13 protein-coding genes are annotated in these 14,148 nt (G+C 70.0%); 7 read left to right on the top strand and 6 right to left on the bottom strand.

The window, feature by feature from the left end; all coding sequences use genetic code 11:
* Positions 1 to 87: 87 nt before the first annotated feature.
* The 5 genes from ACIRC0_RS14555 (at position 88) to ACIRC0_RS14535 (ending at position 5,332) form a co-directional block, all read left to right on the top strand.
* The gene (locus ACIRC0_RS14555; protein WP_403615824.1) at positions 88 to 2,121 is read left to right on the top strand and encodes a TerD family protein; all 2,034 of its coding nucleotides are present in this window, start codon (positions 88 to 90) and stop codon (positions 2,119 to 2,121) included.
* Positions 2,122 to 2,503: 382 nt separating this feature from the next.
* Positions 2,504 to 2,776 carry a type II toxin-antitoxin system Phd/YefM family antitoxin gene (locus ACIRC0_RS14550; RefSeq protein WP_263229610.1) on the top strand — a complete coding sequence of 91 codons (273 nt, stop codon included), beginning with the start codon at positions 2,504 to 2,506 and terminating at the stop codon, positions 2,774 to 2,776.
* Complete coding sequence (locus ACIRC0_RS14545) at positions 2,773 to 3,036, top strand: Txe/YoeB family addiction module toxin (RefSeq protein ID WP_403615822.1); 264 nt, start codon at positions 2,773 to 2,775, stop codon at positions 3,034 to 3,036. Before ACIRC0_RS14550 ends, ACIRC0_RS14545 begins: the two co-directional genes overlap by 4 nt.
* 160 nt (positions 3,037 to 3,196) lie before the next feature.
* On the top strand, positions 3,197 to 4,609 hold the full coding sequence (locus ACIRC0_RS14540) for an RtcB family protein (protein ID WP_403615820.1): 1,413 nt from the start codon (positions 3,197 to 3,199) through the stop codon (positions 4,607 to 4,609).
* Positions 4,610 to 4,780: 171 nt separating this feature from the next.
* On the top strand, positions 4,781 to 5,332 hold the full coding sequence (locus ACIRC0_RS14535; RefSeq protein ID WP_403615818.1) for a hypothetical protein: 552 nt from the start codon (positions 4,781 to 4,783) through the stop codon (positions 5,330 to 5,332).
* A gap of 40 nt (positions 5,333 to 5,372) precedes the next feature.
* Here the strand turns inward: ACIRC0_RS14535 and ACIRC0_RS14530 are convergent, their stop codons facing one another.
* The 6 genes from ACIRC0_RS14530 to ACIRC0_RS14505 form a co-directional block, all read right to left on the bottom strand.
* Positions 5,373 to 5,828 (bottom strand): archease, encoded by a 456-nt coding sequence (locus ACIRC0_RS14530; RefSeq protein WP_200417762.1) that lies wholly within the window; start codon positions 5,826 to 5,828, stop codon positions 5,373 to 5,375.
* Between the two features lie 122 nt (positions 5,829 to 5,950).
* Positions 5,951 to 7,564, bottom strand: coding sequence for an MFS transporter (locus ACIRC0_RS14525; RefSeq protein ID WP_403615814.1), 1,614 nt, complete (start codon positions 7,562 to 7,564; stop codon positions 5,951 to 5,953).
* A 146-nt stretch (positions 7,565 to 7,710) separates the two neighbouring features.
* Complete coding sequence (locus ACIRC0_RS14520) at positions 7,711 to 9,096, bottom strand: alpha/beta hydrolase (protein ID WP_403615812.1); 1,386 nt, start codon at positions 9,094 to 9,096, stop codon at positions 7,711 to 7,713.
* A 235-nt stretch (positions 9,097 to 9,331) separates the two neighbouring features.
* Complete coding sequence (locus ACIRC0_RS14515) at positions 9,332 to 10,159, bottom strand: PaaX family transcriptional regulator C-terminal domain-containing protein (protein ID WP_403616495.1); 828 nt, start codon at positions 10,157 to 10,159, stop codon at positions 9,332 to 9,334.
* Between the two features lie 70 nt (positions 10,160 to 10,229).
* Entirely contained in the window at positions 10,230 to 10,607 is a 378-nt protein-coding gene (locus ACIRC0_RS14510; RefSeq protein WP_403615810.1) for a MazG-like family protein, read from the bottom strand.
* Between the two features lie 24 nt (positions 10,608 to 10,631).
* On the bottom strand, positions 10,632 to 11,177 hold the full coding sequence (locus ACIRC0_RS14505; RefSeq protein ID WP_403615807.1) for a DoxX family protein: 546 nt from the start codon (positions 11,175 to 11,177) through the stop codon (positions 10,632 to 10,634).
* A gap of 224 nt (positions 11,178 to 11,401) precedes the next feature.
* On the opposite strand from ACIRC0_RS14505, the gene ACIRC0_RS14500 reads away from it, so the two are divergent.
* A complete protein-coding gene (locus ACIRC0_RS14500; RefSeq protein WP_403615804.1) occupies positions 11,402 to 12,397 on the top strand; it encodes an aldo/keto reductase in 996 nt (331 codons plus the stop codon).
* A 367-nt stretch (positions 12,398 to 12,764) separates the two neighbouring features.
* Positions 12,765 to 13,955: a D-alanyl-D-alanine carboxypeptidase family protein gene (locus ACIRC0_RS14495; protein ID WP_403615802.1), complete on the top strand. Its 1,191-nt coding sequence runs from the start codon at positions 12,765 to 12,767 to the stop codon at positions 13,953 to 13,955.
* The last annotated feature ends 193 nt before the right edge of the window (positions 13,956 to 14,148 follow it).

Raw genomic sequence — 14,148 nt, 5'->3', positions numbered from 1 at the left:
CGCGTCACATTGTGTCGTGTGTCAGGCGGCTGGGACGGAATGGCTTCGTGCCTGGCTTGCATTGGGTGGGGGGGCATTGTGCATGAAATGATCAAGGGCTCGAACGTGGCGCTGGCAGCCCTGAGCGGGAACGTTGGCTCGGTGATCGTCAGTCTGGGCTGGGGGAGCCCGACCGGAGAGGGCGACGCGGACGTCTCCGTCCTGTTGCTGAACGCCGACGGCAAGGTTCGCAGCGACACCGACTTCTACTTCTACAACAACCCGGTTGCCGCCGACGGAAGTGTGCAGCTTCTGGGCAAGACGCCGACGGCCGACGGGAACGAGGACCGGATCAGCTTCGACTTGACTGCGGTCCCGGCTGACATCGACCGGATAGTCGTCGCTGCTAGCCGCTACGACGGAGCGCGCTTCGGGGAACTTCAGGATGTCCGGCTGTCGTTGGCCGACGGAGCCGGTGAGGACCTCCTTGGCTTTGCCATCGACGACGTGGACTCGGTAAGTGCGATCATCTTCGGTGAGCTGTATCGGCGCGGAGAAGGGTGGAAGTTCCGCGCTGTCGGCCAGGGCTACGACGCCGGTCTCGCCGGCCTGGCAACGGACTTCGGTGTCGACATCGAGGACGACGCGGCCGCAGTAGAAGCGGAGTACAACGCGGCGGTCGACGATCAGATGGACGTGACGGTACCGGCCTCGGTCGACGAGACGAACCCACAAGGAACGCTGGGGGCGGTTCCGACTCCTCGACGGCCCGACGACGGTGGCGAGCCACCGAAGACGGTTGCCCGACCGCGTACCGCGAAGAAGAAGGTCACCCTGCCCAAGGCGGCCAAAAGGAGCCTGGCGGAGAACGAGTCGTGGAGGGAGGCCAGGCTCTTTCCGGTGTCGGCGCTCAAGAGCGACCGGGATCGTGAAATGAGGGCCACTTCGGTGCTGCTGTCAGTGATGGCACAGGTGCCCGAACTTGGCAGGAGACTCACCGCTGCTTTCGGAGCGCCGGCAGGCCGTATGGAGACCTTCACCGAGGTCACCCTGCCGCACGGCGACACACCGCGACGCCCCGACGGGGTGATTCGCGTCGAGCGGGCCGGAAAGCTGTGGACAGCGCTGGTCGAGACGAAGACCAACGGCAACGCCCTCAAGTCCGATCAGGTGCAGGCGTACATGGACATCGCTGCGCGCCGTGGATACGAGGCCGTGATCACTCTGTCGAATGACGTGGCGCTCGAGGGCAGCCCACTCGTCGATGTCAAAATCGACGGACGGCGCAAGCACAAGGTGGCGCTCTGGCACCTTTCGTGGGCCGAAGTCGCGCATCAGGCGCAGATGTTGATCCGGCACGAGGGCGTCGGCAGTGGGGCGCATGCCTGGCTCCTCCAGGAACTGCTGCACTACTTGCAGCACGACAACTCCGGCTGCCATGGTTTTCAGAACATGGGCCCGGCCTGGGTACCCGTGCGCAACGGAATCGACGACGAAACCCTGTGCCAAGGAGATCCGCGCGCACTGGAGGTCGTCGAGAGTTGGGAGCGGTTGATCCGCCAGGTTTGTCTCGGGCTGGGTGGGGAGCTGGGGCAGAAAGTACTGCCGGTCCAGCGTGCCAAGCGGGGAACGGATCCGGGAGCGCGTCGTAGCCGTCTCGCCGATCAGCTGTGCCGCGAAGGAAAGCTGCAGGCGGAGCTGCGCATCGAGGGAACGCCTGGTGTCCTTGCGGTCAGCGCGGATCTCCGTACAGGCAAACTGCGCACGTCTATCGAGATACCGGCACCCGAGCAGGGGTATCCCTTGGCGTGGGCGAAACGGCTCATCCGATCCTTGGCCGAGGCGCCGGCAGACCTCCACATCGAGACCCTCGTCGAGGGAGAGACAGGTGGCCCCCGGGGCACGCTGGAACGGCTCCGTCCCGAGCCGGCGGACCTGCTTCCGAAAGACAGCGGCACGCGCATCACCGGCTTCCGCCTGTCTTTGCTCAAGGGCATGGGGAGTAGCCGCGGCAACGCCGAGTCCGGCTTCATCCGCAGCGTCGATGACGCGGTGCAGCGCTTTTACACCACCGTGGTAGTCCATTTGGACCGTGCGACACACCGCCGAGCCTCGTCAAAGCAACGGACGGCGACGGGCTGAGGCGCAGAGATCACCTTGCTCAACAGCCTGTATGCGGCAGACGCTACCGGTCTCAGGCCCCTGGACAAGTCCAGGGGCCTTCCTGTTCGTAGGGCAGACACCTCACGACCCTGTCCACAGATAGTCCAGACCCCGTCCTAGGGCCGCTGAGCGGTGCCTGCACCTGCAGATACTGGACGGGCGCGTTCGCCGTCAGGAAAGTGGAGACCTGCCCAAGCGGTCTTCCCGGAGGGCGTGTGCGGGGCGTTGCCCCAGCGTAGGCCTGCGCTGTCCGGATGCGGGCCGGTTCGCGCTTCGCGCTGCCAGTCCCGGTGAAAGCAGTACGTACTTCCGTACCAGTCAGGTACGATTTTCCGTACCAGTCTAAGAGAGGAAGGGTGCCATGGCCTTCACTGCCAGCGAGGCGCGCAAGGAGCTCTTTCCCCTGATCAAGAAGGTCAACGACGACCACGCGCCCGTACGTATCCACTCCAAGCATGGCGACGCCATACTCATGTCTGCCGAGGACTACGACGCCTGGCAGGAGACCATCTACCTGCTGCGATCGCCGGCCAACGCACGCCGTCTCATGGAGGCTGTCGCCCGCGACCGTGCGGGCCAGACAGGAATCACCAAAAGCCTTGACGACCTCCAAGAGCTGGCTGGTGAGGAGTGAGGGACGTCAACTTCGACCCAGGCGCCTGGGACGACTTCCAGTACTGGCTGGAGACCGACCGAAAGATGGTGCGCCGCGTCGTTCGTCTCATCGGCGAGATCCAACGCGATCCGTTCAACGGCATCGGCAAGCCCGAGCCGCTCAAAGGAGACCTCTCCGGCTACTGGTCGCGGCGCATTGACGACGAACACCGCCTCGTCTACCGAGTCGATGACAAAGAGGTCAAGATCCTCAAGGCTCGCTATCACTACGCTGACTAGAGTCGGCTGAGGCGAGCCCTGAGGGCCTGGGCCACGGAGATGACCGACACTGCCGACCGGGGGAGTCACCCCGCCCCCGCGCGGAACTCGGAGTGCAGCGGGTGCCGCTCCGGCAGCCGCCCCGAGGTGGGCCACGCCGTACGCACCGCAGGAGATCACCATGGAACTCCTCGAAGAAGCCCCCCACCGCTTCCGCATCGAACGACACGGTGACATGCGCGTCCCGGGTGTCGTCTTCGCCTCCCGGGCTCTGCTGAGCGACGCCCAGCAGGCGCTGGGGCAGGTCGTCAACGTGGCCACGCTGCCCGGTATCGTCGGCGCCTCTTACGCCATGCCGGACATTCACTGGGGCTACGGCTTTCCCATCGGCGGTGTCGCGGCGACCGACGTCGACGACGGGGGTGTCGTGTCGCCGGGAGGTGTGGGATTCGACATCTCCTGTGGTGTGCGGTTGCTGGCTGCGGACTGTGATCGTGACGCGCTCCGCCCCGTCCTCGACGCGGTCATGGACGGGCTCGACCGGGCCATTCCGCGTGGCGCGGGACCTGGCGGCGTGTGGAAGCCCAGCGGCCCCGGGGAACTGGAGCGCGTCCTGGAGGGCGGCGCCCGTTATGCCGTCGAGCAGGGGCATGGTGAGGAACGGGATCTTGTCCGGTGTGAGGACCGCGGAGCGGTCGGTGACGCTGATGTCGGGCAGGTTGGCGGACGGGCCCGTGAGCGCGGGCTTGGGCAGGTGGGCAGCCTCGGGTCGGCCAATCACTTTCTTGAGGTTCAGCAGGTCGCCGAGGTGTACGACCAGGCGGCCGCCGGCGCCTTCGGGATCGCCCGCGGTCAGGTGACCGTGATGATCCACTGTGGGTCGCGCGGGCTCGGTCATCAGATTTGTACCGATCATGTGCGGGTGATGGACCAGGCCATGGCGCGGTACGGCATCGCCGTGCCCGATCGGCAGCTGGCCTGCACCCCGGTCACCTCACCGGAGGGGCAGGCGTACCTCGGGGCGATGGCCGCCGCTGCGAACTACGGGCGCGCCAACCGTCAGCTGCTCACCGAAGCCGCCCGGCGGGTCTTCCGTCGCGCCGCTAACGTCCGGTTGTCCCTCGTGTACGACGTGTCGCACAACCTCGCCAAGCTGGAGACACACGAGGTGGCTGGGCAGCGGCGTCGGCTGTGCGTGCACCGGAAGGGCGCCACTCGGGCGTTCCCGCCCGGGCATCCCGAGCTTCCCGAGGACCTGAGCGAGCAAGGGCAGCCCGTGTTGATCCCCGGGACCATGGGTACGGCCTCGTACGTCCTGGCGGGTGTGCCTGGCGGAGGTGCGTTCTTCTCCACCTGCCACGGTGCGGGGCGCCGGATGAGCCGTCACCAGGCCGCCCGCTCGATCACCGGCAGGGAGCTGCGGGCCAGGCTCGAGCGGGACGGTATCGCCGCCCGTCCGCTCTCCTGGCGCGGCCTGACCGAGGAGGCCCCGGAGGCGTACAAGGACGTCGGCGAGGTGGTGGCGGCCAGTGAGAGCGCCGGGCTGTGCCGCATCGTCGCCCGCCTGGTGCCGCTCGGTGTGGTCAAGGGCTGAACCCCACAGCCCCGCCTGGTGCCGCTCGGTGTGGTCAAGGGCTGAACCCCACAGCCCCCCACAAGCCCCGTACGACGTCGTTGCATTTCCGGCCCTCGCCGGCATCGCAGCAACCCTCATCTGCTACCGCCGGCTGACCAAGAGGCGCTCTGCTCCGTAGCATCGCCCTTCATGATCGCACTGGTCGTCACCATCGGACTGGCGTTCGTCGGCTATGTCGCCACCTATCTCAACGGCCTTCGCCTGTCACAGCGCCAAGAGCGTCTGGCACGCCTCAACCGCCAGCTCAGCGACTTCTACGGACCTCTGTTCGCCCTCACGGAGGCCAACAGCCGCAGCTTTCACGCGTTCAAGGAACGCAACGCCCGCCCTGACGGCAGATCGCCGTTCGTACATGAGACTCCGCCCACCGAGGAAGAACTCGCCGAGTGGCGGCTGTGGGTCACGACCGTGTTCCTCCCCAACATCCAGGCCATGCGCGATCTCGTCATCAGGCACGCAGATCTCTTGAAGGAACCGGAGATGCCGCCGATCTTGCTTCAACTGTGTGCCCATGTCTCGGGCTACGAGATCACAGCTGCCAGGTGGACACAGGGCAGCTACGACCAACATCTCTCGTTGGTGCCGTTCCCCAGCGAGGAGCTCGCCGCGTATGCACGGCAGCGGTTCGCCGATCTGAAGAGGGAACAGGCTCGTCTGTTGGGGCAACGGGGCATCCACTGACCACATGCAACGACGTCCGAACCACAGGTCGACGACTGCCTCACACGTCCACGATCGCCGTGCACGACCAGCCGTACGGGTCCGGGCCCATGTGCAGGCCGTGCCACGACACGCCCTTCGGTACGGCACCAGTGATCTCCACGTCCGACAGCCCGGTGACCGTCAGCCGCACCTCGAGCCCGTCGTCGTCGGACTCGGCCTCCACGTCCACGGGTACCTGGCCGTGGACCTCCAGCCGGTAGACGACCTCCTCAAGGAGCGCGGCCAGAAGATCGTCGTCGTCGTTCTCGGCGAGTCTTACGCGCTCCACGGCGGTGGGACGTGCTGTGGAGAGGTCCGCGAAGCAGTCCACGAGGCCGGTCGCCGCCTCCGCCAGGCAGCTCTCCCGGCTCACTCCCCACGCCTCGATCCGTACATCGGCGGTGTGCGGCACCGTCCGGTGGCCGCTCGAACCCTGCCGACGCATCGACCTGTCGTCGTCCGTGTCGCCGACCATGTCCATCGTGTGCCCGCTTGGGACGCGGTCAATCGGCTTTCGCCGCGTCGCTCCGCTGCGAACGCGAAGCCCCAGAGTGCCGAAGCAGCCCCAGGGCCTCGCGACAACGTCCGTCGCCCGCCTCACCCCGCGGCGAGCACCGCACGCTCCTTCCCGTCCCCCTCCGGCTCCGGCGCCGTCTCCTCCGCCGTACGCCCCCGCAGTGCCGTCACCACCAGCAGTGCCGAGAACAGGGCCGCCGCACCGCACACCACGAAGCCGATCGAGTAGCCGTGGCCGAGGGCGTCCAGGGCGTAGGAGCGGGCCGCGCCCGGCGGGGAGGCCGGGGGCACCGAGTTGAGGGCGAGCGGGCCGCCCTCCTTCAGGACCTCGTGTGCCGCCGCCTTCGACTCCGCGCTCAGCGAGGACGAGGTCGCCAGGGATGAGGTCACCTGGGCCGCCGCCTGGCTCAGCGCGACCGCGCCGATGACGGCCGGGCCAAGCGTGAAGCCGAAGTCGCGCAGCAGGTTGGTGGCCGCGCTCGCCATGCCCGCGAGCGGCACCGGGACCGTGTTGACGGCCGTCGCGGTGATCGACGACACCGTGAAGGCGAAGCCGATGCCGACCAGCCCGAGCGGGAGGATCAGCGAGACCAGTGCCCGGTCGTCGACGTCCAGCCCGGCGGCCAGGAAGTCGCCCGCCGCGATCAGCGCCAGGCCGGCGGTGAGCAGCGCCCGGGCCGGCAGCCGGTGCAGCAGTCGCGAGGTCAGCGGGGTGAGGACCGGGGTGATGGCGTTGAGCAGCAGGAACGCGAACGCCGTCCGCATCGGGCTCTGGTGCTGGATCGGGCCCAGCCGGATGCTCGCCGCGTACGCCGTGCCCAGGAAGCTGAACATGCCCACGACCGCGACGACCGACGCGATCGCGAAGGAGCGGTTGCGGAACAGGTCCAGACGGAGCAACGGCGACCGGGCTCGGCTCTCGGCGTAGACGAACAGGGCCACGAACACCGCCGCGATCACGAAGGCTGCGACCACCGGGGTCGAGCCCCAGCCGTCCGTCGGTCCCTGGATGACGGCGTACAGCAGGGCGAAGAGGCCGACGCCGATGGTGATCTGGCCCCCGATGTCCAGGGATCGGCCCTCCGGTGCGCGGGAGTCGGTGGCCAGCCACAGGCTCACCAGCGCGCTGATCGCGGCCAGTACCGCGACCACCACGAACGCCGAGCGCCACGAGCCGTACGTCCCCGTGATGCCACCGAGCAGCGGGGCGAGGAAGCCGCCCGCTGACAGGCTGGATGCCCATACGGCGATGGCGCGGGCCCGCTGGGGGCCGGTGTGGGTGCCGGCCGCGATCATGGCGAGCGAGGTCGGGAACAGGGCGGCGGCGCCCAGGCCGGCCAGCGCCTGGCCCACCCACAGCTGGTGGATGCCGGACGCGCTCGCGGCGACGACCTCACCCGCGCACAGCAGCGCGGCGCCGCCGACCAGCAGCCGTTTGCGGCCGAAGAGGTCGCCGAGGACGCCGAAGGACAGTTCGAGGACGGCGACGGGCAGCAGGAACGCGTCCGAGATCCAGGTCAGCTGGGAGCCGACGGGGTGGAGGTGTTCCTGGAAAAGGCCGTTGAGCGTGGCCGGCATGGCGAGGCCGATCTGCGCCAGGCAGACGGCGAGACATCCGGCGACGAGCGTGCCGATCGGGAGCGACGCACGCGGGGGAGCCGATGCGGAGGCCGGAGGAGAGGAGGTGTCGGACATGAGCGGGTCCCAACGTCAGTGGTGGGTGTGATGCAGGGGGGAGTAGGAGGTGGATGTGGTGGGTGGGAGGGGTGTGTGGGAGGGGTGTGTGGTGCGGGGGCGCGAGGGCCGGGCGGCGGGTGCCGTACGTCAGGGCTGCGGGGGGATCAGGGGCGGTCGCGGCCGACCGTCAGGCGTGCCGGCCGGTACGGGACGTAGGCCGCCCCGTCCAGGCCCAGCCCGGTCGCCGACCGCTGGAGCGCGCCCGGCGTCGCCGCGTCGTCCCAGTGGCCGGTGGTGACGCGGTGTTCCAGTGCGTGCAGGGCGGCCACCGTCTCGGCGGTGGTGAACGTGCAGTGGCCCTGCCGCTGGACGTAGGCCTGCCGCAGCAGCGCCCCGTCACCGGCTGCGCGCACACGGTCGCCGAACCGTCGCTCCTGCTCGACCGGGACCAGGTTGTCGGCGACGGTGTGCACGTCCAGCAGCGGCACGCCGAGGCCCTGGCCGGCGGAGGACGTGCGCTGGGCGGCGCGTACGGCGGCGGCGTCGGCGGTGATCGCGGCGCCCGCCGTCAGGGACCTCAGGTCGGCGCGCAGGTCCAGGCCGGCCGCTTGGTACAGGGCGCGGACCTGCGGGGCGTGTACGGAACCGGCGAGCAGGCGGGTGTAGTCGACGCCCTTGTTCCAGGAGTTGTTGCCGTCTGTGGACTGCTCGATCGCGTACCGGCCGCCCTCGACGAAGGAGAGGATGCCTTGCGCGAACCACGCGTACTGCTGCTCCTCCTGCCCCGCCCAGTCGGTCGGCGCGGGGGCGGTCTCGCCGGGTGCCCACGCGGGCAGGTTGAGGAAGGCGGCGGCCAGCGCGATCCGGGCGCGGCCCTGTGGGGTGGCCTGGGCGGCGGTGACGGCGTCGGTGAGCTTCTTGGCGGTGGCGGCCGCGTCGGCGGCCGACCCGAAGCGGACCAGGTCGACGTCCTGTCCGGGCAGGAGCAGCCGGGCGATCGTGTACTCGGCGTCGAGCTGGTAGTTGTCCAGGTCGGTACCGCCCGCGACCAGGCCGCACAGCCCGAGCGCGCCGTCGACGCGGCCGACGCCGTCACGGGCGATCTGTGCGTTGACGAGCCCGCCCATGGACTGGCCGACGGACAGCGTGCGCCGCGGTGTGCCGATCTTCGCGGTGACCGCGTCGAGTGTGGCGAACTGGTCGCGTTCGGCGCTGTTCAGGGCCCACATCGAGCCGTGGGGGTCGTACGACGACCCGGCCATCGCATAGCCCTCGGCGAGCAGCTCGGTGCGCGCGGCGTCGGAGGGGGCGTCCTTGGCAACGGTGGGGCCGAAGCCGTGGCTGAACAGGAGCAGGGTGCCGTTCCAGCGGGCGGGGACGTCCGCGATCCAGGTGGCGCCGTCGGCGAGGGTGCCGGTGAGGTGGGCGGCCCCCGAGTCCGCCTGGGCGGCCGGGGCGGGGAGCGTGGTCAGGGCCGCGGACGCCACTGTGGCCAGGGCGGCGAGGGCGATGCGGAGTCGGGTGCGGGGACGAGTGCGGGCGGCGCGCATGCGTCGGCTCCTGTCTGGCGGCTCGGGGGCAGGGACCGTGCGATTGCTCGAGGGCTCGAGGGCTCGAGGGCTCGAAGGCTTGAAGACTGGAGGACTTAAGGCTCGAAGGCTCGATTGCTCAGTGCACTGAACGTCGGGACGTCAGGGAATGTAGGGCTGATTTCTTGCGGGCGTCAATGGAGTGCACAACATCACTTCGCGACGCCGCGGCCGGGATCGCGAGCCCGCAGGCCCGCTACTCCGCCGGAACCGTCTCGATCAGTCGCCGCGCCGCGTCCCTGGCCGGCGCGTCCAGCAGGCCGTGGACCGCCCGGAACGTCTCCTCCGCGCCGACCGCCGGCCAGTCGGTCGGCAGGTGCTGCACCGGCAGCCGGGGGTCGCTGCGGATCACCTGCAGCCACTCGGAGGTCAGCCGCAGCCGCAGCGCGAGGGCGTCCTCCGCGGTGATGTCCGTGCCGCCCGACGCGAACGGCCGCCAGGCCGCCTCGAACTCCCGGTAGCGGGCGGCCAGTTCCTCCAGGTCCCAGGTCTCGTCGATCATTCCGGCGATGTCCGTGCCGGTGTCCGCCCGGGCCCGGAAGACCTTCACGTGCGCCGCGAGCCCCAGCTCGGCCACGATGCCGGAGACATCGACCTCGCCGGGCGCGATCCACAGCCCGCTGAACAGCGCCCCGAATCCCGCCCAGGTCAGCTGCGACCGCAGATCGTGCCGCTGGCGCTGCCAGGACTCCGGGAGCGAGAAGCCGAGGAGGGTCCAGGTGCCGTCCCAGTCCCGGTTGACCGCGCCCGTCTTCCAGATGCGCCGCTCCCCGTCACGCAGGATCGCCTCCGAGCGGTCGGTCAGGCCGACGTACGTGCGGCGGCCCTCGCGGCGGCGGGACAGCAGGCCGCGGCCGACCATGCGGGTGAGGGTGGACCGGGTGGCCTGTTCGCCGACCCCGGCGCGCCGGAACACCTCGATGACGCTCCCCGTGTACACGCACACCCCCCGGCCCAGCACCTCGTCACCGAGGAAGCTGAGCAGCAGGGACTGGGGGCGCAGGGCCGGGGTGGTCACGCGGATACAGTACGAGGACGTGTCATTCCTGACACACCCTCAGTCCTTCGGGTGTCCGTGGTGCATCTCAGGACGCTCAGGACGAGGAGCCCAGCGAGCGCGCCCTGACCGCCTCCAGGTGCGCCGTGAACACCTCGCGCGCCTCAGGCGTCAGGGTGCGCAGCGCCACCAGCGCGGTGATCACCACATCGCACAGCTCCGCCTGCACGTCCTCCCAGCTGTGCGACGTCCCCTTGCGCGGGTTCTGGCCCGTCGCGCCGATCACCGCCTGCGCGACCTCGCCGACCTCTTCCGACAGCTTCAGCACGCGCAGCAGCAGCTCGTCGGCGCCGTCGTGCACACGGTTCGCGCCCAGCCACGCGTGCAGCCGGTCGATCGACTCCCAGAGGTCCGACTTCGAGTCCGACTTCGAGTCCGATTTCAAGAGGTCCGCGGACGTCACCCGTTCTGTCATCCCCGCAGACTGCCATGGAAACGGTCACTCCTCGAACAGCGCCTCCTGCTCGCCCTCCGACTTCTGCCGCAGCCGCTTGGCCCGTGCCCCGACCACCAGTGCCGTCCCCGCCGCCGTCGCTGCGAACGCCGCCGGGACCATCCAGTCGCGGTTGAAGGCGTGACCGGACAGCGCGTCCAGGGAGAGCCGGCCCGGGCCGGTGACCGCCAGGCTCGCCGCCGTCAGGCCGAGGGACACCGGGTATTCGAGACCGCCGCTCTGGGCGAAGAACCCCTGCGGGGCGTGCACGGCAGCCGCCCCCGCCATCCCGCCGGCCACCGCGGCGCCCGCCGCCGGTGTCGCGAGGCCCAGCGCCAGCAGGGTGCCGCCGCCCGCCTCCACCAGCCCGGAGACCAGCGCGTTCTGCTTCCCGGGCCGGTAGCCGACGGACTCCATCCACTGCCCGGTGCCTTCGAGCCCGCCCCCGCCGAACCAGCCGAACAGCTTCTGCGTGCCGTGCGCCGCCAGCACCGCGCCGGTGCCCAGCCTGAGCAGCAGCAGCCCCACGTCACGTCGGTCGAAACAGGTCACGGTCACTCCCTGGCAGGCAACAGGAACAATCCCCTCCGCGTTCTCACCGTCCCACCCGTCACACCGGCCGACCTGTTCACGACGCCGTTCGGGTGGCGAAAGCCGCAACCGCATCCGCGCGAACCGCATCCGCCCGAGCTGCAACCGCATCCGCCCGAGCCGCGGGGACAGCATCCGAGAAAGGGCTTGCCTTCGTGTGCACTCCAACCCCTACGGTCACCGACATGGAGAGCACCGAGCACGTCAGGACACTTGGAAGAAGCGGTATCCGGGTCAGCGCCCTCGGCTTCGGCTGCTGGGCCATCGGGGGTGAGTGGGCCTCCCTCGACGGACAGCCCCTGGGCTGGGGGAAGGTCGACGACGAGGAGTCCGTACGGGCGGTACGGCGTGCCCTCGACCTCGGTGTCACCTTCTTCGACACCGCCGACGCCTACGGCACCGGCCACAGCGAGCGCGTCCTCGCGCGCGCCCTCGGCAAACGGCGCGCCGACGTGGTCATCGGCACCAAGTGGGGCAACCTCATCGACGAGGAACGCCGGCTGCTCACCGGCAGCGACGACTCACCGGCGTACGCCCGCCGCGCGCTGACCGCCTCCCTGCGCCGCCTCGACACCGATTACATCGACCTCTACCAGCTGCACCTGTCCGACGCGGACCCCGAGCGCGCGGCCGAACTCCGCGACACATGCGAGGAGTTCGTACGGGAAGGGCTCATCCGTGCGTACGCGTGGAGCACCGACGACCCGGCCCGCGCCGCCGTGTTCGCCGAGGGGGAGCACTGCACGGCCGTCCAGCACCGCCTGAACATCCTCCAGGACGCGCCCGAACTCCTCGCCCTGTGCGAGGGGTCGAACCTCGCGAGCATCAACCGCAGCCCCCTCGCCATGGGGTTGCTGACCGGCAAGCACACCCCCGGACGCGCCCTGGAGGCCGGCGACATCCGCAACGCGCCGCCCGCGTGGCTGCCGGGCTTCACCGAGGGCGGCGGCGCCGACGCCGAGTGGCTGCGGCGCGTCGAAGCGCTCCGGGACGTCCTCACCAGCGGTGGCCGTACGCTCGCCCAGGGCGCCCTCGCCTGGATCTGGGCCCGCAGCCCGCTCACCGTCCCCATCCCGGGCTTCCGCTCGGTCGCCCAGGCCGAGGAGAATGCGGGCGCGCTCGCGAAGGGACCGCTCACCGCCGCGCAACTGGCCGACGTGGACCGGATCCTGGGGCGGTGAGCGCACCCTGACGGTCGTGTCGCGCACCCTGACGGTCGTGTCACGCACCCTCACCCTGACGGTCTTGTCGCGCCCCTTGACGGTCGTGCCGCGCCCCCTGACGGTCGCCCGTCGTGGGCGCGGCACAGGCCGGGGAGAAACCGTTGAGGGGTCCTGAGTAAGAAATGCGTGAGGGCTGAGAAAGACGCCCGGGACCGGGTTTTCGGCAAGGAAGCGCATTCTTCGGCCGTTGACGGTGTGCTGCCGTGAAACTCCTGGTGGGTGGTGTGTTCTGTGCCACGGGCGTTTCCCGGACATGACCCGGACTTTGCCGTGCCTTTAACACCCCGGTGCGTGTCGCCGGGGATTCGCTTTGTACGGTCCCGGGGTGCGTTTTTCCTCTTCGCTTTCCCCGTGTGACGCGCGGCTGTCGCGGCGCGCCGTGCTCGGGCTCGCCGCCGCCGCGCCGCTGGCCCTGGCCGCGCCCGGGACCGCGTCCGCGTCCGGGGCCCCGGTCATCGGTGGCGAACGGCTGGGTCTGGCCGGCGTCCAGGTACAGGGGGACACCCCGCTGCCGAAGAAGCTCACCGCCCGCGCCTGGCTCGTCGCCGACCACGACAGCGGTCAGGTGCTCGCCGCGTGCGACGCGCACCGGCGGCTCGCCCCCGCCTCCACGCTGAAGATGCTGTTCGCGGACACCGTGCTCAGGAAGTTCGAGCGCAACCAGACCCACACGGTGACCGACGCCGACCTCGCGGACATCCCCGCCGGGTCCAGCCTCGTCGGCATCAAGCCCGGAATCACGTACACCGTCGAACAGTTGTGGCTCGGTGTCTTCCTGCGCTCCGGCAACGACGCGGTCCACGTCCTCAGTCATATGAACGGCGGGATCGCGAAGACCGTCGCCGAGATGCAAGCTCAGGCCGAGGACATGCAGGCCCTCGACACCCATGTGGTGAGCCCCGACGGCTTCGACCACCCCGGGCAGCTCTCCTCCGCGTACGACCTGACGCTGTTCGCCCGCCACGGCCTCAGGAACGGCGACTTCCGCGGTTACTGCTCGACCCGCGTCGCGAACTTCCCGGCGGGCGGGAAGAAGACCTTCCAGATCCAGAACACCGACCGCCTGCTGACCGGAGCCTGGGGTCTTGGCACCTACAAGGGCCTCATCGGCGTCAAGAACGGGTACACCAGCAACGCGGGCAACACCTTCACCGGCGCCGCCACGCGCGGCGGGCGTACCCTCATCGTGACCGTCATGCATCCCGAGCCCGGTGGCAACGGCGTCTACCAGGAGACCGCCTCCCTGCTCGACTGGGGCTTCGCGCACGCCGGGAAGGTCGAGCCCGTGGGCACCCTGGCGGAGCCGCTCAGCGAGGGCGGGGCGAGGGGGACGCCCGCGCCGGGGCGGCAGGCGTCGGCTCACGGGGCGGGCGCCGCGGGGCACGGTGGCTCGTCGTGGGGGCTGGTCGGCGGGGCCGGGGGAGTGGCGGCACTGCTGGCCGGCGGGGTCTACGCGCTGCGTGGGCGCGGGCGCGGACGGCGCAGAGCCGCGGAGGACGGCCGCCACCGGCGTTGATCGGGGCGGATCATGGGCAGCCGTTCCGCGGTCCGGCGCGTACCTCGCGGTCCCCCGCGAGGTCCCCCCTGCCGGACCACGGAACGGCTGCCACCCCCCTTGGTGTGGCCTACGGAATCCCAGTGCTCCAAGTGTGAAGCTCTGGTGTAGATGTGCTCAGCGTAAGCCCGTCACAGGCCCAGATGGTGCGGAG

The organism is Streptomyces sp. NPDC093984 (assembly GCF_044764595.1).
Lineage (GTDB): Bacteria > Actinomycetota > Actinomycetes > Streptomycetales > Streptomycetaceae > Streptomyces > Streptomyces cynarae.
This window is presented reverse-complemented; position numbering and strand designations above follow the sequence as displayed.